A 16,373-nucleotide genomic window follows, 5' to 3' on the forward strand; every position below is an offset into this window, starting at 1 on the left:
TTCCGATCTGTCACGTGGGGATAGACCCCACCCGGCGCTCCGCGCCACCCTCCCCACTGCGCCGCTTCGCGGCTTGGGGGAGGGAGATCACTGGGCATCCCCACCAACGAAAAACGGCGCCTTGCGGCGCCGTCAAATCCGTCAGCAGCTGTGTCCAGCGCTTACTTGATCTTCGCTTCCTTGAACTCGACATGCTTGCGCGCGACCGGGTCGTACTTCTTCTTGACCATCTTGTCGGTCATGGTGCGCGAGTTCTTCTTGGCGGTGTAGTAGAAGCCGGTATCCGCGGTGGAGACGAGCTTGATCTTGATGGTGACCGCTTTGGCCATGGTGAACCTCTGAATGTCAGGAATCGGGTGACAGCCAGAGAACTGGCCGTGTTGGCGCGCAACCTAGCCCCGAACGCCCTAAAGTCAAGGTTTTCCGCGGCGGTAAATCCGGTGTTTTCCGCCCCTTACCCCGGAAAGAAGCGGTTTTCGGGCCTCGGCAGCCCCAGATTCTCGCGCAAGGTGCGTCCTTCGTACTCGGTCCGGAAGATTCCACGCCGCTGCAGTTCCGGGACCACCCGGTTCACGAACTCGTTCAGCCCCTCCGGCAGGTAGGGGAACATGATGTTGAACCCGTCGGACGCCTCGGTTTCCAGCCATTCCTGCATCTGGTCGGCTATGGTCTGGGGCGTCCCCACAAAGGCCGAGCCGGCATAGCCGCCGAGCCGCTGGGCGAGCTGGCGGACGGTCAGGTTCTCCCGCCGGGCGAGGGCAATGACGCGCTCACGGCCGCTCTTGGAAGCGTTGGTGTCGGGGATATCCTCCGGCAGCGGGGCATCGGGATCGAAGCCGGACGCGTCGGTGCCGAGATTGATCGAGAGCGAGGCGATGGCATTGGCGTAATGCACCTTGCTGTCGAGCAGCGCGCGCTTCTCCTTGGCTTCCTCGATACTGTCGCCGATCACCACGAAAGCGCCAGGCAGGATCTTGAGGTGATCGGGATCGCGGCCGAGCTTCGCCATCCGGCCCTTGATGTCGGCATAGAGCTTTTGCGCATCGGCGATCGGGCCGCCGCCGGTGAAGACCGCCTCCGCCGTTTCGGCGGCGAGCTGCCTGCCGTCCTCGGATGCACCGGCCTGCACGATCACTGGCCAGCCCTGCACGGGGCGCGCGATGTTCAGCGGACCGCGGACCTTGAGATAGGCGCCCTTGTGATCGAGCACATGCATCCTCGTGGGGTCCATGTAGATGCCGCTCTCCGCATCGCGCGGAAAGGCATCGTCGGCGAAGGAATCCCACAGGCCGGTAACGACGTCATAGAATTCACGCGCGCGCTTGTAGCGCTCGGCGTGCTCCATGTGATCGTCGAGGCCGAAATTCAGCGCCGCATCGGGATTGGATGTGGTCACGATGTTCCAGCCGGCGCGCCCTTCGGAGATATGATCGAGGGAGGCAAAGCGGCGGGCCACGTGATAGGGCGCATCGAAGGTCGTCGAGCCGGTGGCGACGAGACCGATATGTTCCGTCACCGCAGCAAGCGCCGACAACAGCGTGAACGGCTCGAAAGACGTCACCGTATGGCTGCGCTTCAGTGCTTCGACGGGCATGTTCAGTACGGCGAGATGATCGGCCATGAAGAAGGCGTCGAACTTGCCGGCCTCCAGCTTGCGGATCATCTGTTTCAGCAGCGGGAAATTGAAATTCGCATCCGGCACGGCGCCGGGATAGCGCCAGGCGCCGGTATGGATTGAGACCGGCCGCATGAAGGCCCCGAGCTTCAACTGACGCTTCGCCATCTGGTTTTTTCCCCGTGATGCTGGTGGGGAACAGATAGGCATGCGGCCGCGCGGGAGCAGTAGTCGCTCACAAGAAGATTATTGCGAATTGTAGTTCGGGCGGAGAATGCCGTCATTCCGGGGGCGGACCAGGGAGCGCGTGCCGGAATGACGGGAGACTGGAATCAGAAGCGGGATGACATGCTGCGTGCTTCGCTCGCCATCAGCTCTTCGTTCTCGGCGAGCAGAAGCCAGGATTTGGCGAGCTCGAGCAATTCGCGAATCTCGCGCGGGTCGCTCGATACGCTCGCTTTCTTTCCCAGTGACGACGCCATCTGCCGGTAGCCGAGCGACACAGGTGTGAAGGTCGAGGTCTCTGTTTCCTCGAACCTCTGCATCTGTCCCATGAACGAAAGCTCCTTGGTTACGGCGCTGTCGTTGTTAGTCGCCCGGGTAGATAGATGCGTTAAAAAAATAGTGAAAACGCGGCGGATGCGGCGCTTTCTCGCATCACGCCGGTATCATGTCCATTTGCATCTTACCATCATACCAATGGAAAAATGGCAGCGGCGCATCATGGTGTAAGGGCCCGAGTGCCAGCCGTTTTTGCAACTGATTGAGCACGTTCTTGGTCATTGCATGCGCATCGGCGAGATGGGGCGAGCCGAGTTCGACCCAGACCAGTTCCACCAGTTCCGCATCCGCATGAACTACACCTTCGACTCGGTGCGCGATCGACGAAGCGTCGGCGGTGAAGAAGCGGGTATCGAAGCGCTTGATGCGGCCGGGTGGCGTGATCGCGCGGGCGATCAGGAACAGGCCGGAGGGATCGGGGAGGAGGCCGGCATCGCTGAAGGCCTGCCAGGGACCGTTGAGCTTCTTGACGGGGCCTTCGGCCTTGCAACCGAGGCAGAGGCCAGTCTCTTCGCAGGCTTCGCGAATGGCGGCGATCGCCAGCGACCGGGCGCGCGATGGCGGCGTCTTCGGGCTGCCCTTCATCAGATTGGCTTCCAGCGCTGCGGGCATCGGGGCTGCCACCGGCACGCGGTTGTCGGTCTTGTCGACACTGCCGCCGGGGAAGACGAACTTGCCCGGCATGAACACCACCTTGTCGTGGCGCTTGCCTACCAGCACTTTGGGAATCGGCCCGGAGCGATCGACCAGCATCAGCGTCGCCGCATCGCGCGGGCGCTTATAGGGATGATGATCGGCTTCCTTGCCGACTTCTACTGCGTCGCTCATTCCGTCTCCTAGAAATCTTTTCTTCGCGTTTGTTAGGGGACGGCAACCTATCAGTGCTCGTGGCCGTCGCCAAACCCGTGCATGCGCAGAGCCCATTGCAATCCGACAACGGCTCCCTTCACCGGCTGCAACAGCCAGAGCGATGCGATCAGCGAGAGAGGCAGGTAGATCGCGAGCTGCAGCGCGACCGACGGCGAATAATTGGTCTCGATCCACAGGGCGATCGGCACCACGATATGGCCGACAATGACGATCACGAGATAAGCGGGCAGGTCGTCCGCGCGATGGCCGTTCAGTTCCTGGCCGCAGCGATCGCAGTGATCGGCAGTCTTCAGGAAGGCGCGAAACATCTTGCCTTCACCGCAATTCGGACAGCGGCAGAAGAAGCCGCGCTTCATCGCGGTCCACATGTCGCGCTTGGCGGTGGGATCGGCGGCGTTGGTCCAGGTCTTGGTAAAGGTCTTCGGCGTGGTCAGCGTCATCATGGCTTGGTCTCGCTCAGGACAGCTTCGTTACGATTTGCCTCGCTTCGGCTTGCCGCCCGTCGAGCGGGAAGCGCGGCCGGCTTTGGCCAATGTCTTCTTTGCCTTGCTCTGCACCCGCGCATTCTTGCCGGGCTTCGATTTCTTCGACGATTTGTACTTCGTCGTATTCGGATGGCGTTCGCGGTCGTCAGCGCCCTTGCTGCGGCCTTGCTCACGTCGCGCTCGTCGAGGCGCCTCATTGCCCTCGGACAGCATTTCAAATCGCAGCGCACCGGCGATCGGTGCCGCCTCGACCAGACGGACATCGACGACATCGCCCAAACGGTACATCGCGCCGGAGCGCGTTCCGATCAAAGCGTGCCGGGCCTCGTCATAGTTGAAATATTCCGAGCCCAACGTCCTGATCGGCACCAAGCCATCGGCACCGGTCTCGGTCAATTTGACAAAGAGTCCAACCTTGGTGACCCCGGAAATCCGGCCCTGGAAGCTGGCGCCGATCTTGTCGGCCAAAAAGTGTGCGATCAGCCGGTCGGTGGTCTCGCGCTCCGCCTTCATGGCGCGGCGCTCGGTGGCGGAGATCTGCGCGGAGACCTCTGCCAGTGTTTCCGGTGTTTCGGTGTCGGGCAGGGCGCCTTCGCCGAGGCCGAGCGCGCGGATCAGCGCGCGATGCACGACCAGGTCCGCGTATCGCCTGATCGGCGAGGTGAAATGTGCGTAGCGCCGCAGGTTCAGGCCAAAGTGCCCGTAGTTCTCCGAGGCATATTCCGCCTGCGCCTGCGAACGCAGCACCACTTCATTCACCAGCGGCTCGGAATCGTGGCCCTTCACCTGCGACAGGATGCGGTTGAACACCGAAGGCCGCAGCGCGCCCGCTTTCGCGAAGGGCATATCGAGCGTCTTGAGGAATTCCGCGAGATTGTGAACCTTCTCGACGGTCGGCTCGTCATGTACGCGATAGATGAGCGGGAGGCCCTTCTTTTCGAGCGTCTCCGCCGCCGCGACATTGGCGAGGATCATGAACTCTTCGATCAGCTTATGGGCATCGAGCCGATCCGGCACGATGACGCGATCGACAGTGCCATCCTTCTTGAGCAGGATCTTTCGCTCGGGCAGTTCGAGCTCGAGCGGGCTGCGCTCGTCACGCGCCTGCTTCACGAGCTTGTAGGCAGCCCAGAGCGGCTTCAGGATCGGATCGAGGATGGGGCCGGTGATGTCATCCGGCCTGCCGTCGATCGCCGCCTGCGCCTGTGCGTAGGAAAGCTTCGCCGCCGAGCGCATCAGGATGCGGTGGAACGAGTGCGAGACCTTTCGCCCATCCTCGTCGAACACCATGCGCACCGCGAGCGCGCCGCGCGGCTCGCCAGGGACCAGCGAGCAGAGATCGTTGGAGATGCGTTCCGGCAGCATCGGCACGACACGATCCGGGAAATAGACCGAGTTGCCGCGCTGGAGCGCATCGCTGTCCAGTGCCGAGCCGGGCCGCACATAGAAGGCGACATCGGCGATGGCGACGGTGACGATCATGCCGTCTTCATTGTCGGGATCGACCTCCGCATAGACGGCGTCGTCGTGATCCTTGGCATCGGGCGGATCGATGGTGACCAGGGGCACCTCGCGCCAGTCCTCGCGGCCCTTCAGCGCGGCGGGCCTGGCAGCCTCGGCTTCCTGCAAGGCGCTGCGTGAAAAATTCTGCGGGATGTCGTGGGAATGGATCGCGATCAGGCTGATCGCCTTCTCCGACGACAGCGAGCCGAGACGCTCCTTCACCTTGCCTGACGCCAAGCCATAGCCACGGGTGCGGATCAGGTCGACGCTGACGAGATCGCCGTCCTCGGCGCCATTGGCATCAGACGCGGCGATGTTGAGTTCGCGGCCGGCCTGTTTCTTGTCGACGGGGACCATGCGTCCGCCGCCATTCGGGAGCGTGCGATAGATGCCGAGCAGCCGCGTGCGCGCGCCGTCGAGCACCTTGATGACGCGGCCGCGATAGGAGGAAGCCTCGTCGTCCTCGATCTTCTCGATGCGAACGAGTGCGCGGTCGCCCACGCCGGCTGCGGTGCCGGGCAGGGGACGGCGCGGGGTGTGAATGCGGATGCGCGGCGGGCGGCCGTCGGTCTCGTCCCATTCGACCGGCGTGGCGATCAATTCGCCATCCGTATCGCGGGTGGCGATATCGACGAGCACGGTGGAGGGCAGGCCCTTGGGCTCGCGGACTTCCTTGCCCTTCTTGGCAATGGCGCCTTCGGCCACCAGCTCGCGCAGCACGCGCTTCAGTTCGACGCGTGCTGCATTCTTGAGGCCGAATTCCCGCGCGATCTCGCGGGTGCCGATCTTGCCAGGATAAGCGCGAATGAACGCGATGATGGCGTCCCTCGACGGAAAGCCGGTGTCGCGTGATTTGTCGCGTATCTCAGCGCGTTTCTTGGCCACAACTACCCGTTCTTGCTCGCGCTCTTCTTGGGCGCAGCCTTCTTGGCCGTGGCCTTCTTCGCTACGGTCTTCTTGGTCACCGGCGCGCGCGCCTTGCTGGCGGCTGCGGCCTTCGGCTTGGCAGCCTTCTTGGCAACGGCCTTCTTGGCCGGCTTGTCATCGCCGTCAGCAGAATCTGCCTTCTTCGCAGCCTTCTTCGGCGCCGCCTTCTTCTTCGCGACCTTCTTCACCTTGCCGCCGCCCTTGGCCGCGCGCTCGTCGAGCAGCGCGATGGCTTCGGCCACGGTGATGGTGTCCGGTGTCTTGTCATTCGGGATCGTCGCGTTCACGCCGCCCGCGGTGACATAGGCGCCATAGCGGCCGTTCTTCACCGCGATGCCGCCGAGGGCCGGATGCTCGCCGAGCGGCTTGCCGGGATCGGCGCCGAAGCGGCGACCCGACGGGCCCTTGGCGATCTTTTCGGCGATCAGCGTCACGGCACGGTTGAGGCCGATATCGAACACCTCGTCGCCGGCTTCCAGGCTGGCATAGGTCTTCTCATGCTTCACGAACGGCCCGAAACGGCCGAGGCCCGCGGTGATCGGCTCACCCGTTTCCGGATGCTTGCCGATTTCGCGCGGCAGCGAGAGCAGCTTCAGCGCCAGTTCGAGATCGACATCGCTGGGCGATGTGTTCTTCGGAATGCCTGCGCGCTTCGGCTTCTCGCCTTCCTCGTAATTCTTGGCGTCGCCGAGCTGGATGTAAGGCCCGAAGCGTCCGGCCTTCACGGCGACTTCAAAGCCCGTATCCGGATCTTCGCCAAGCACGCGATCCGCAGTCGCCGCACTGTCGGCGGCGAGCGGACGGGTGTGGCGGCATTCCGGATAGTTCGAGCAGCCGACAAAGGCGCCGAACTTGCCGGCCTTGAGATTCAGGCGACCGGTGCCGCAGGTCGGGCACTGGCGGGGATCACCGCCATCCTCGCGTGGCGGATAGATGTGCGGGCCGAGCATGTCGTCGAGCACATCCAGCACCTGCGCGACGCGCAGCTCCTTGATGTCGTCGACGGCGCCGATGAAGCCGGTCCAGAAATCGCGCAGCACCTCTTTCCACGAAATCTCGTTGTTGGAGATCCTGTCGAGATTCTCTTCCAGCGATGCGGTGAAATCATATTCGACATAGCGCGCGAAGAAGTTCTCGAGGAAGGCCACGACGACGCGGCCCTTGTCCTCGCCATAGAGGCGCTTCTTCTCGAGCTTCACATAGCCACGCGCCTTCAGCACATCGAGGATCGACGCATAGGTCGAGGGCCGGCCGATGCCGAGCTCTTCCATCCGCTTCACGAGGGACGCTTCCGAGAAACGCGGTGGCGGCTCGGTAAAATGCTGGGTGACGGCGAGGTTCTCTTTCTTCAGCGCTTCGCCCACGCTCATGGCGGGCAGGCGGCGTGAATCCTCGTCGTCGGCGTCGTCGTCACGGCCTTCCTGATAGACGGCGAGGAAGCCATCGAACTTCACCACCTGGCCGGTGGCGCGCAGCTCCAGCACGCGGGCGCCGGCCTTGGCGGTGATGTCCACGGTGGTGCGTTCCATCTCGGCCGACTCCATCTGGCTGGCGACGGTGCGCATCCAGACGAGTTCGTAGAGGCGATACTGATCTTGATCGAGCCGCGCCTTCAGGCTGGCAGGGCGACGCGACATGTCGGTGGGGCGGATCGCTTCATGCGCTTCCTGCGCATTCTTTGCCTTGCTCGTATATTGGCGCGCGGTCTCCGGCACATACTCCTTGCCGTAGTCCTCGCCGATCACCGAGCGCGCCTGCGTGATGGCGGACGCGTCGATGGTCACGCCGTCGGTTCGCATATAGGTGATGAGACCGGTGGTTTCGCCGCCGATATCGATGCCTTCATACAGGCGCTGCGCGATGCGCATCGTATGCGCAGGCGCAAAGCCGAGCTTGCGGCTGGCTTCCTGCTGCAGCGTCGATGTGGTGAAGGGCGCCTGCGGATTGCGGCGTGCCGGTTTTGCGTCGACGGTGCTGACCGAGAATGCCGCAGCGTCGATCGCCTTCTTGAAGTCCTCGGCTTCCGCGCCGGTGCCGATATCGAGGCGCTGGATCTTCTTGCCGTCGGCGCCGACCAGGCGCGCTTCAAAACTGTCGCCGCGCGGCGTCGCCAGCGTGGTCACCAGCGACCAGTATTCGCGCGGAACGAATTTCTCGATTTCCTGCTCGCGGTCGCAGACGAGGCGCAGCGCCACCGACTGCACGCGGCCGGCCGAGCGGGCGCCCGGCAGCTTGCGCCACAACACCGGGGAGAGTGTGAAACCGACGAGATAGTCGAGGGCGCGGCGCGCCATATAGGCGTCCACCAGCGCGCCGTCGATCTCACGCGGGTTCTTCATCGCGTCGGAGACGGCCTGCTTGGTGATGGCGTTGAACACCACGCGCTCGATCTTCTGGTCCTTCAGCGCGCGCTTCTGCTTCAGCACTTCGAGCACGTGCCAGGAGATCGCTTCGCCCTCACGATCAGGGTCGGTCGCCAGAATGAGCTTGTCGGCGCCCTTGACCGCTTTCGCGATGTCGTTGAGCCGGCTGTTCGCCTTGGGGTCCACTTCCCAGATCATCTGGAAATCGGCGTCGGGATCGACGGAGCCGTTCTTCGCCGGGAGGTCGCGGACATGGCCAAAGGACGCCAGGACTTCATAGTCCTTGCCCAGATACTTGTTGATCGTCTTGGCCTTGGAAGGCGACTCCACGATGACGAGATTCATGACTTTCCAATAGTTTAGCGGGGGAAATCGGCCGTTTCGCGCCAGAGTCGCGCCCGCCGTTTCGCGGCGAACATGGGTGCGAAGGGGGCCCGTGTCAAATCGGCCTTTGGAGCCCAACGGCCTGGTACAACCGAAGTCGTGCGATTTTGGTTGTATATTTCAACTTATGAGTGTTATTCTCAAGCTCTCATTATGGTTGAATCCAGCCCGGACGGGTCCATGACATTGAACGGCGACGATGACCAGCCCCCGAGCGACGGCGGGCCGGCGGAGGCCGCGCATTACATAAAGGGTGCGGTTCACGATCTCGCCCGGTTGGCCCGGCGGCACCGGCTGGAGATGCTCGCCTACCTGCTCGACATGGCGCATCTGGAAGCGGAAGAGCGGCTCAGGCTGCGGGGGCGGTGAGGCCGCTCACGCGACCGCCGGCTTGATCGTGGTGTCGCCATAACCGAGCAATCGACCGTCGGCGGCGTGAAGTTCGAGCCTGCCGACGCGCTGGCCGGTCTCGCGATCGACCAGGATGTTGGTCTCTTCGCCGGGGGTGAAGGCGTAGTCCTCCGCCCATTCCCGCAACGCCACCATGATCGGGAAAACAGCCCGGCCCTTGTCGGTCAGCACATAGTCCTGATAGGCGCCGCCATCGGCGGACTGGGCGAGGGTCAGAATGCCATCCTCCACCAATGTCCGCAGTCGGACCGTCAGAATGTTCTTGGCCACACCGAGGCTCTTCTGAAACTCACCGAAGCGCCGTTTGCCGAGCATGGCGTCGCGAATGATGAGCATCGACCAGCAATCGCCAATGGCCTCCATCGAGCGTGCGATGGGGCAGGCCGCGCCTTTCAGGCTGGTACGTTTCGCCATGAACCTCTCCTTGTCCGATCAAACGTTCCCGTGATCGGCGCCCTAACTGGTTGCATTATGAAACCACTGGCTCTATTTGGCAATTCGGTTGCAAAAAGCAACTGATTTGGCAGGAGATCATGATGCGGTTGGCAGGCAAGACGGCGCTCATCACGGGCGGCAACAGCGGAATCGGGCTGACGACGGCAAAACTGTTCGTCGCGGAAGGCGCGAAAGTCGCCATCACTGGGCGAGACAAAGCCAGGCTGGATAAGGCGGTTCAGGAGCTCGGCAGCAACGCGATTGGTATCGTGGCTGATGCCACCGACATCGCGGCGACCGAGCGGGCAGTGGCCGAAGCTGTCGCCAAATTCGGCAAGCTGGACGTCGTTTTTGCCAATGCTGGTATCGCCGGCAATACGCCGGTCGGCGGCACCACCCTCGATGTGTTCGAGGCCGTGCTCAAGACCAACATCACTGCCGTGTTTTTCACGGTTCAAGCTGCCGTCGCACATCTCAACGACAACGCATCGATCATCCTCAACGGTTCGGTGATCTCCGTGCTCGGCAATCCCGGTTACTCCGCTTATGCAGCGAGCAAGGCCGGCGTGCGTGCGATGGCGCGCGTGATGGCGTCCGAACTGTCGCCGCGCGGCATTCGTGTCAATGTCGTCTCGCCCGGCGCAACGGCCACGCCGATCTGGGATCGTGTCGCGCCGACGCCGGATGCGTTCAACGCCTTCGAAAAGCGGCTCTCGCAGACGATCCCGCTCGGCCGCATGGGCAAGCCGGACGAGGTCGCGAAGACCGTGCTCTTCCTGGCGTCCGATGATTCATCGAACGTGCAGGGCGCGGAGATCTTCGTGGATGGCGGATCGACAGCGTCGCCGGCCGGTGCGCCGGCATTTCGCGGGTAATCGCGCATCGACGGAGCGCGTGCTTGTTGCACGCGCTCCGATGATTCAAGCCGCGCGCAAATCGGTCGCCGCCTGCAGCGCGCCATTCACGGCCTTCTCGCGCATCTCCGGCCCAACCGCGATGCCATCGGCGGCGATGAACTCTACATTCGTCACGCCGATGAAACCGAACACCCAGCGCAGATAGGTTTCGAGATGTTCGCCGGCCGCGGCCGGGGTGTCGGCGCGATAGAAGCCGCCGCGCGAGATCGCGACGATGACGCGCTTGTCGCCGGCGAGGCCTTCCGGGCCGTTGGCGCCATATTTGAACGTCTTGCCGGCCACCAGAATACGATCGATCCAGGCCTTGAGCTGAGTCGGGATGGTAAAATTGTACATGGGGGCGCCGATGACCACGATGTCCGCGGCCAGGAACTCGTCGAGCGCGGCTTGGCCGGCGGCAAGGTCGCCCTGCAATGCGGCGTCCGTTGCACCGCCTTGCGCAGCCGCCAGATGCGAGCCGGAAAGGTGCGACAGGGGATCGGCACTGAGGTCGCGATAGATCACCGCGATGCCGGGCTGGGCTTTTGCGAGCCGTTCGGTCACGGCGGCCGAGACCTGCCGGCTGACGGAATGAGGGCCAAGGACGCTGGAGTCGATGTGGAGGAGGTTCATGGTCGGTCACCTATGGTATTGGTTTGTAACCAACGCTACATGAGTGACTGTCAGAACCCGCACAAGAAGGCACTATTTTGAAACCCGAGCACACACATGTGCCTGCCACGCCGCCCCATCAGCACGATCCCGCCCATAGCGATTGCCGGGGCGTCGCCTCGGTGCTGTCGCGCGTCGGCGACAAATGGAGCGTCCTGGTCATCATGATGCTGGGTGATGGGCCGCGTCGGTTCAACGAACTGAAGCGCATGATCGGCGGCGTCTCGCAGCGCATGCTGACGCTGACTCTGCGCGGGCTCGAACGCGATGGCCTCGTCACGCGTACGGTCTATCCGACCATTCCGCCGAGGGTTGATTACGAACTGACAGAACTCGGTCGAGGCTTGTCGGAGCCGGTCAAGGCGCTTGGTAGCTGGGCACTCAATCATCTGCCGGAGATCACGAGCGCGCGGGAGAAGTTCGATGGCGATGGCGGGTAGCGTCAGGATCTGCTCCGCGGGCTACCGCGACTTTGATGTGTCGGCGAGATGAGACGACGGCGCAGACTGCCCCTCAAGCTTAGGCTCGTTCTCAATTCGATATTTTCGGATGATGTGGCGACGCAAAAGCAAGCCTGTCACGGCAAAAGCTGCGGTTACGGCGACCGGTGCCAACAGTATCTGGATGTCCTGATCAGTCATTGATGGCTCCTACCATATACTGGCCGAGCAAATGTAGGATCACGGCGCAACCGATGCAAATGACGATCGAGTTCCAGAACAACTCCGGTCGCCAAATCGCTGTGCCGATATCGAGATATCGCGACAGAATGGGCAGCGCGACACCGGCGCCCGCAATGGTCAACGACGCACCATTGAACCAGTTTGCTATCAATTTCAGCGCTTCGTTGCGGGCGTTTTTTCCTGCCATGTTCATGCTTCCCATACATCGCTACATCATCGACACCAGCCCGCCGCCGTGCCGCTCCAGCCGTCCCGCGAGCTCCAACTCCAGCAGCACCACGCGCACCGTCGTCGGCGACACTTTCGCCAGCCGGATCAGGTCGTCGATGCCGATCGGGCTCGGCCCGAGCAGGCCGATGATGCGGGCGCGATCGCTGTCGTCGGGCTCATCGAAAGACACCTCGTCGTCCGGCTCGCGGCTCGGCAGTTCGATCGGCCGCTCCATGATCGGCGCGACGGCATTGATGATATCGTCCGCCTCGGTCACCAGGGTCGCGCCCTGCTTGATCAGCCGGTTGGTGCCGGCGGCGCGGGGATCAAGCGGTGAGCCGGGGACCGCGAACACCTCGCGGCCCTGTTCGGCCGCCATGCGCGCGGTGATCAGCGAGCCCGAGCGCTCTGCGGCCTCGATGATGACCACGCCCAGCGCCGCGCCGGAGATCAGCCGGTTGCGGCGGGGAAAGTCACGGGCCCGCGGCACATGGCCGAGCGGCATTTCCGAAATGGCGCCACCAAAGGCCAGCAGGTCGCACAGCAGGTCCTCATGCTCGGGCGGATAGATCCGGTCATGTCCGCCCGCCAGCACGGCAACGCTGCCGGCCGCAGCGCTGGCATGATGCGCGGCCTGATCGATGCCGCGGGCAAGGCCGGAAATGACGACGAATTCGGCGTCGGCGAGCTCGCGTGCCAGTCTTTCCGCGAATTTCAGCCCGGCACCCGAGGCGTTGCGGGAGCCGACGATGGCGATCATCGGCCGTGCCATGGCGTCGCGATTGCCGCGCATGCCGAGCAGGGGCGGCGCATCATCGATCGCGGCCAGCCGTGGCGGATAGCCGGCCTCGCCGGGCGCGACCAGCGCGACGCCGATCCGGTGGCCGCGTGCGATTTCCTGGTCGGCTTCATCGTGGCTGCAGACGCGCCCGCCGCGCATGGCGCCGCCGCGCCGGGCAAGGTCGGGCAGGCGCTCCAGCGCCGCGCGTGCACTGCCGAACTGATTGATCAGCGCACGAAAGGTCCGCGGCCCCACATTCTCGCTGCGGATCAGACGCAGCCAGTCGCGCCGCTGCGCTTCACTCAGGCGGATCGATGCATTTCCGGTGTCGGTCAAGCTGAACTCCCCCGCGGATCAGCTTAATCAACTCGAGGATGCATTCAATTGACATTCGCATTTAAGGTGCGAGAGTAGGGGTGAGCCCGTCTGGCTTGTGTTCAGTGATGTCGGCAATGCTGTGGGACGTGAACAATTTTCAGCGGCCGGGCGCATCGAGCAACGTCGCCGTCGGGCGTGAGTTCGAGGAAGCCGCTCAGCTGTTCTTCCACTCCGAAGGCGTCATGTTGGCGCCGAACTACTCGTTGCCGGTCGGCCATCGCTCGTTCCGGAAGAAGCGCTTCGATCTCGGCAGTGCCAGCCCACGCATCATCGTGGAGTGCAAGTCGTACACCTGGACGGTCTCGGGCAATGTGCCCTGCGCAAAAATCCGCGGGCTGAACGAGGCCATCCTGCAGTTCAGTGCGGCGCCGCGCGACTACCGCAAGATCCTGTTCGCGCTGCGGCACCTGCATCCGCAATCCCGCGTCAGCCTGATCTCGCATTACATCAAGTGCCATGGCCATCTGGTCGGCCCAGGCGTGGAGATCTGGGAATTCGACCTGGATGCGAAGCAGGGGGCGCGGGTGTTCTAGATCGGACTACTTCTTCCCGATCTTGCCTTCGGTCCCGTTCAGCAGTCGCTTGATGTTTTCACGGTGCATGAACCAGAGCAGCACGGTCAGTGCCGCGCCGAGGATCGCGAGTTGAGGGGCCTTCATGTACCACAGGAACATCGGCGTCAGGGCGCTGGCGGTCAGCGCCGCGAAGGACGAGTAGCGCGAGGTCATGGCGGTGGCGAGCCAGGCGATGCAGAAGATCAGCGCCGCCGGCCAGAACAAGCCGAGCATCACGCCGATATAGGTCGCCACACCCTTGCCGCCCTTGAAGCCGAGCCAGACCGGAAAGAGGTGGCCGAGAAATGCAGCGACGGCGGCGATCATCGCCGGGATCGGCCCGCCCAGCATGCCCATGATGACGACGGGGATCGTGCCTTTCAGCGCGTCGCAGACCAGCGTGCCGGCGGCGAGGCCCTTGCGGCCGGTGCGCAGCACATTGGTGGCGCCGATATTGCCGGAGCCAATGCCGCGAATGTCTTCGGTGCCGGCCATTTTCGTGATCAGCAGGCCGAACGGGATCGAGCCGAGCAGATATCCGAAAGCGGCGGCGAGGATATAGAGCGGGTTCATGATCGTCCCTTAGACGTGCTCATAGACGGTGCGCCCGCCAACGATCGTGCGGATGACGCGGCCGGTGAAACGCGCCTCGTCGAAAGGCGTGTTCTTGCATTGCGATTTGAGATCGGCGGGATCCAGCACCCACGGCACATCGGTATCGATGACGATGACATCGGCGACGGAGCCCGCGCGCAGCGTGCCGCCGGGGAGGCCGAGCAGTTCGGCCGGCTTCGTGGACATCGCCGAAATCAGCTGCGTGAGGCTGAGCTCGCCATTGTGCAGCAGGCGCAGGCCGGCGGACAGCATGGTCTCGAGGCCGATGGCGCCGGGCTCGGCTTCGGCGAAGGGCAGTCGCTTGGTCTCGACGTCCTGCGGATTGTGGTCTGACATGATGACGTCGATCAGGCCGGATGCCACGGCGTCCACCAGCGCGCGGCGATCGTCTTCGGTGCGCAGCGGCGGCGACAGCTTGAGATAGGAGCGATAGGGCCCGATATCGTTCTCGTTCAGCGTCAGGTGATTGATCGAGGCCGAGGCGGAAACGCGCAAGCCAGCATCACGTGCGCGCTGCAGGATCTCGATCGACTCCGCACAGCTCACCGAGGCGGCGTGATAGCGCCCGCCGGTCAGCGCGACCAGGCGCATGTCGCGTTCCAGCATGATGGCTTCGGCGGCAGTCGGGATGCCGGTGAGGCCGAGCCGCGAGGCGCGCTCGCCTTCATTCATCACGCCTTCGCCGACCAGCGCGGGATCTTCGGTGTAATGGACGATCAGCGCGTCGAAATCGCGGGCATAGGTCAGCGCGCGGCGCATCACCTGCGCATTGGTGACGCTCTTGTGGCCATCGGTGAAGGCGACGGCACCGGCCGCGCGGAGCAGGCCGAACTCCGTCATCTCGCGGCCTTCGAGGCCCTTTGTGAGCGCCGCCATCGGATGGATGTTGACGATGGCCGTGTCGCGCGCGCGGCGCAGCACGAAGTCGACGGTGGCGGAATTGTCGATCGCCGGCGACGTATCCGGCTGACAGATGATGGTGGTGATGCCGCCCGCCGCCGCCGCATGGCTCGCCGAGGCCAGGGTTTCACGATGGCTGGCGCCGGGCTCGCCGACGAAAGCGCGCATGTCGATCAGGCCGGGGGCGACGACCTTGCCAGCGCAGTTGATGACCTCGGTGCCCTCGGGCACGCCGGCGGTGCCGATGCCGCGTTTGGCATCGCGGATCACGCCATCGACGATGAGGACGTCGCCGGTGGTGTCGAGCGTCTGCGACGGATCGATCAGGCGCGCATTGGCCAGCAGGATGGGGCGGCGGTTGGTCAGCATGAAATCATCGCCGTTTGGTCGTGATGGATTTGAAGATCGTGGTCCAGAACCAGACCGTGATCGCGAACAGTCCGATGATCACCGTAAAGATGATCCCGAAGATGATGTTCTGGGTCGTAAAGCCCTGCACATACAGCATCACGCCGATGAACACTGTGCCGAGGATCGCGACGAATTTCAGTTTCCGCTGCATCAGTCCGACGAGGAATGACAGCAGCGTCTCCATGGCCGTCACGCATTGGGTAGGTTGCGCGCCAGCGCTTCCAGCACCGCCATGCGCACGGCGACACCCATTTCCACCTGTTCGCGGATCAGCGACTGCGCGCCATCAGCGACAAGCGAGTCGATCTCGACACCGCGATTCATCGGGCCGGGATGCATCACCAGCGCATCCGGCTTGGCGTAGGACAGTTTCTTCTGGTCGAGGCCGAAATACTGAAAGTATTCGCCGGAGGACGGCACGAAGGAGCCGTTCATGCGCTCGCGCTGCAGGCGCAGCATCATGACAATGTCCGCGCCGTTCAGGCCCTCGCGCATGTCGCGAAACACTTCGACGCCCATCCGCTCGATGCCCGGTGGCAGCAGCGTGGAGGGGCCGACCACGCGAACGCGCGCGCCCATGGTGTTCAGCAAAATGATGTTGGAGCGCGCCACGCGCGAATGCAGCACGTCGCCGCAGATCGCGATCACGAGGCCCTCGATCCGGCCCTTGTTGCGGCGGATGGTCAGCGCGTCGAGCAGTGCCTGGGTCGGGTGTTCAT

The 16,373-nt window shown here is 63.6% G+C and carries 20 protein-coding genes; 4 read left to right on the forward strand and 16 right to left on the reverse strand.

Annotation, left to right across the window (positions count from 1 at the left end):
• Nucleotides 1-161: 161 nt before the first annotated feature.
• The 7 genes from rpmG to topA all read right to left on the reverse strand — a co-directional run bounded on the left by rpmG (nt 162) and on the right by topA (nt 8,669).
• Nucleotides 162-329, reverse strand: a complete 168-nt coding sequence (gene rpmG / locus ACIQ17_RS20100; protein WP_211908954.1) for a 50S ribosomal protein L33 — start codon at nt 327-329, stop codon at nt 162-164.
• Nucleotides 330-454: 125 nt separating this feature from the next.
• The gene (locus tag ACIQ17_RS20105; protein ID WP_398470832.1) at nt 455-1,783 is read right to left on the reverse strand and encodes an LLM class flavin-dependent oxidoreductase; all 1,329 of its coding nucleotides are present in this window, start codon (nt 1,781-1,783) and stop codon (nt 455-457) included.
• Between the two features lie 164 nt (nt 1,784-1,947).
• Complete coding sequence (locus tag ACIQ17_RS20110; protein WP_398470833.1) at nt 1,948-2,169, reverse strand: hypothetical protein; 222 nt, start codon at nt 2,167-2,169, stop codon at nt 1,948-1,950.
• A 103-nt stretch (nt 2,170-2,272) separates the two neighbouring features.
• On the reverse strand, nt 2,273-3,004 hold the full coding sequence (locus tag ACIQ17_RS20115; RefSeq protein WP_398470834.1) for an NUDIX hydrolase: 732 nt from the start codon (nt 3,002-3,004) through the stop codon (nt 2,273-2,275).
• Between the two features lie 50 nt (nt 3,005-3,054).
• Nucleotides 3,055-3,489 (reverse strand): DUF983 domain-containing protein, encoded by a 435-nt coding sequence (locus tag ACIQ17_RS20120; RefSeq protein ID WP_398470835.1) that lies wholly within the window; start codon nt 3,487-3,489, stop codon nt 3,055-3,057.
• Nucleotides 3,490-3,516: 27 nt separating this feature from the next.
• A complete protein-coding gene (rnr, locus tag ACIQ17_RS20125; RefSeq protein WP_398470836.1) occupies nt 3,517-5,919 on the reverse strand; it encodes a ribonuclease R in 2,403 nt (800 codons plus the stop codon).
• Between the two features lie 2 nt (nt 5,920-5,921).
• Nucleotides 5,922-8,669 carry a type I DNA topoisomerase gene (gene topA, locus ACIQ17_RS20130; RefSeq protein WP_398470837.1) on the reverse strand — a complete coding sequence of 916 codons (2,748 nt, stop codon included), beginning with the start codon at nt 8,667-8,669 and terminating at the stop codon, nt 5,922-5,924.
• A gap of 219 nt (nt 8,670-8,888) precedes the next feature.
• Here topA and ACIQ17_RS20135 point away from each other — a divergent pair, with 219 nt between their 5' ends.
• On the forward strand, nt 8,889-9,077 hold the full coding sequence (locus ACIQ17_RS20135) for a hypothetical protein (RefSeq protein ID WP_398470838.1): 189 nt from the start codon (nt 8,889-8,891) through the stop codon (nt 9,075-9,077).
• 6 nt (nt 9,078-9,083) lie between these two features.
• On the opposite strand, the gene ACIQ17_RS20140 is transcribed toward ACIQ17_RS20135, so the two are convergent.
• Nucleotides 9,084-9,533: a winged helix-turn-helix transcriptional regulator gene (locus tag ACIQ17_RS20140; RefSeq protein WP_398470839.1), complete on the reverse strand. Its 450-nt coding sequence runs from the start codon at nt 9,531-9,533 to the stop codon at nt 9,084-9,086.
• 122 nt (nt 9,534-9,655) lie between these two features.
• On the opposite strand from ACIQ17_RS20140, the gene ACIQ17_RS20145 reads away from it, so the two are divergent.
• Nucleotides 9,656-10,429 (forward strand): SDR family oxidoreductase, encoded by a 774-nt coding sequence (locus tag ACIQ17_RS20145; protein ID WP_398470849.1) that lies wholly within the window; start codon nt 9,656-9,658, stop codon nt 10,427-10,429.
• Between the two features lie 45 nt (nt 10,430-10,474).
• Here ACIQ17_RS20145 and ACIQ17_RS20150 read toward each other — a convergent pair whose 3' ends face one another.
• Nucleotides 10,475-11,083, reverse strand: a complete 609-nt coding sequence (locus tag ACIQ17_RS20150) for an FMN-dependent NADH-azoreductase (RefSeq protein ID WP_398470840.1) — start codon at nt 11,081-11,083, stop codon at nt 10,475-10,477.
• A gap of 77 nt (nt 11,084-11,160) precedes the next feature.
• Between ACIQ17_RS20150 and ACIQ17_RS20155 the strand changes: the two genes are divergently transcribed.
• Nucleotides 11,161-11,562, forward strand: a complete 402-nt coding sequence (locus tag ACIQ17_RS20155; RefSeq protein ID WP_398470841.1) for a winged helix-turn-helix transcriptional regulator — start codon at nt 11,161-11,163, stop codon at nt 11,560-11,562.
• A 21-nt stretch (nt 11,563-11,583) separates the two neighbouring features.
• Here the strand turns inward: ACIQ17_RS20155 and ACIQ17_RS20160 are convergent, their stop codons facing one another.
• The 3 genes from ACIQ17_RS20160 to dprA are packed head-to-tail and all read right to left on the reverse strand — an operon-like array spanning nt 11,584 to nt 13,132.
• Nucleotides 11,584-11,763 carry a hypothetical protein gene (locus tag ACIQ17_RS20160; protein WP_398470842.1) on the reverse strand — a complete coding sequence of 60 codons (180 nt, stop codon included), beginning with the start codon at nt 11,761-11,763 and terminating at the stop codon, nt 11,584-11,586.
• The gene (locus ACIQ17_RS20165) at nt 11,756-11,998 is read right to left on the reverse strand and encodes a hypothetical protein (RefSeq protein WP_398470843.1); all 243 of its coding nucleotides are present in this window, start codon (nt 11,996-11,998) and stop codon (nt 11,756-11,758) included. The genes ACIQ17_RS20160 and ACIQ17_RS20165 overlap by 8 nt, the downstream gene beginning before the upstream one ends.
• A 15-nt stretch (nt 11,999-12,013) precedes the next feature.
• Nucleotides 12,014-13,132 carry a DNA-processing protein DprA gene (gene dprA / locus ACIQ17_RS20170; protein ID WP_398470844.1) on the reverse strand — a complete coding sequence of 373 codons (1,119 nt, stop codon included), beginning with the start codon at nt 13,130-13,132 and terminating at the stop codon, nt 12,014-12,016.
• A 116-nt stretch (nt 13,133-13,248) separates the two neighbouring features.
• Between dprA and ACIQ17_RS20175 the strand changes: the two genes are divergently transcribed.
• Complete coding sequence (locus ACIQ17_RS20175) at nt 13,249-13,707, forward strand: hypothetical protein (RefSeq protein ID WP_398470845.1); 459 nt, start codon at nt 13,249-13,251, stop codon at nt 13,705-13,707.
• A gap of 6 nt (nt 13,708-13,713) precedes the next feature.
• On the opposite strand, the gene plsY is transcribed toward ACIQ17_RS20175, so the two are convergent.
• The 4 genes from plsY to ACIQ17_RS20195 form a co-directional block, all read right to left on the reverse strand.
• Complete coding sequence (gene plsY, locus ACIQ17_RS20180; protein ID WP_398470850.1) at nt 13,714-14,304, reverse strand: glycerol-3-phosphate 1-O-acyltransferase PlsY; 591 nt, start codon at nt 14,302-14,304, stop codon at nt 13,714-13,716.
• 6 nt (nt 14,305-14,310) lie between these two features.
• Complete coding sequence (locus tag ACIQ17_RS20185) at nt 14,311-15,612, reverse strand: dihydroorotase (protein WP_398470846.1); 1,302 nt, start codon at nt 15,610-15,612, stop codon at nt 14,311-14,313.
• A gap of 4 nt (nt 15,613-15,616) precedes the next feature.
• Entirely contained in the window at nt 15,617-15,838 is a 222-nt protein-coding gene (locus tag ACIQ17_RS20190) for a hypothetical protein (protein WP_398470847.1), read from the reverse strand.
• Between the two features lie 5 nt (nt 15,839-15,843).
• Nucleotides 15,844-16,373: aspartate carbamoyltransferase (locus tag ACIQ17_RS20195; protein ID WP_398470848.1), on the reverse strand; the 530-nt coding region annotated here is incomplete at its 5' end.

The sequence above is a fragment of the Tardiphaga sp. genome (assembly GCF_044340795.1).
Lineage (GTDB): Bacteria > Pseudomonadota > Alphaproteobacteria > Rhizobiales > Xanthobacteraceae > Tardiphaga.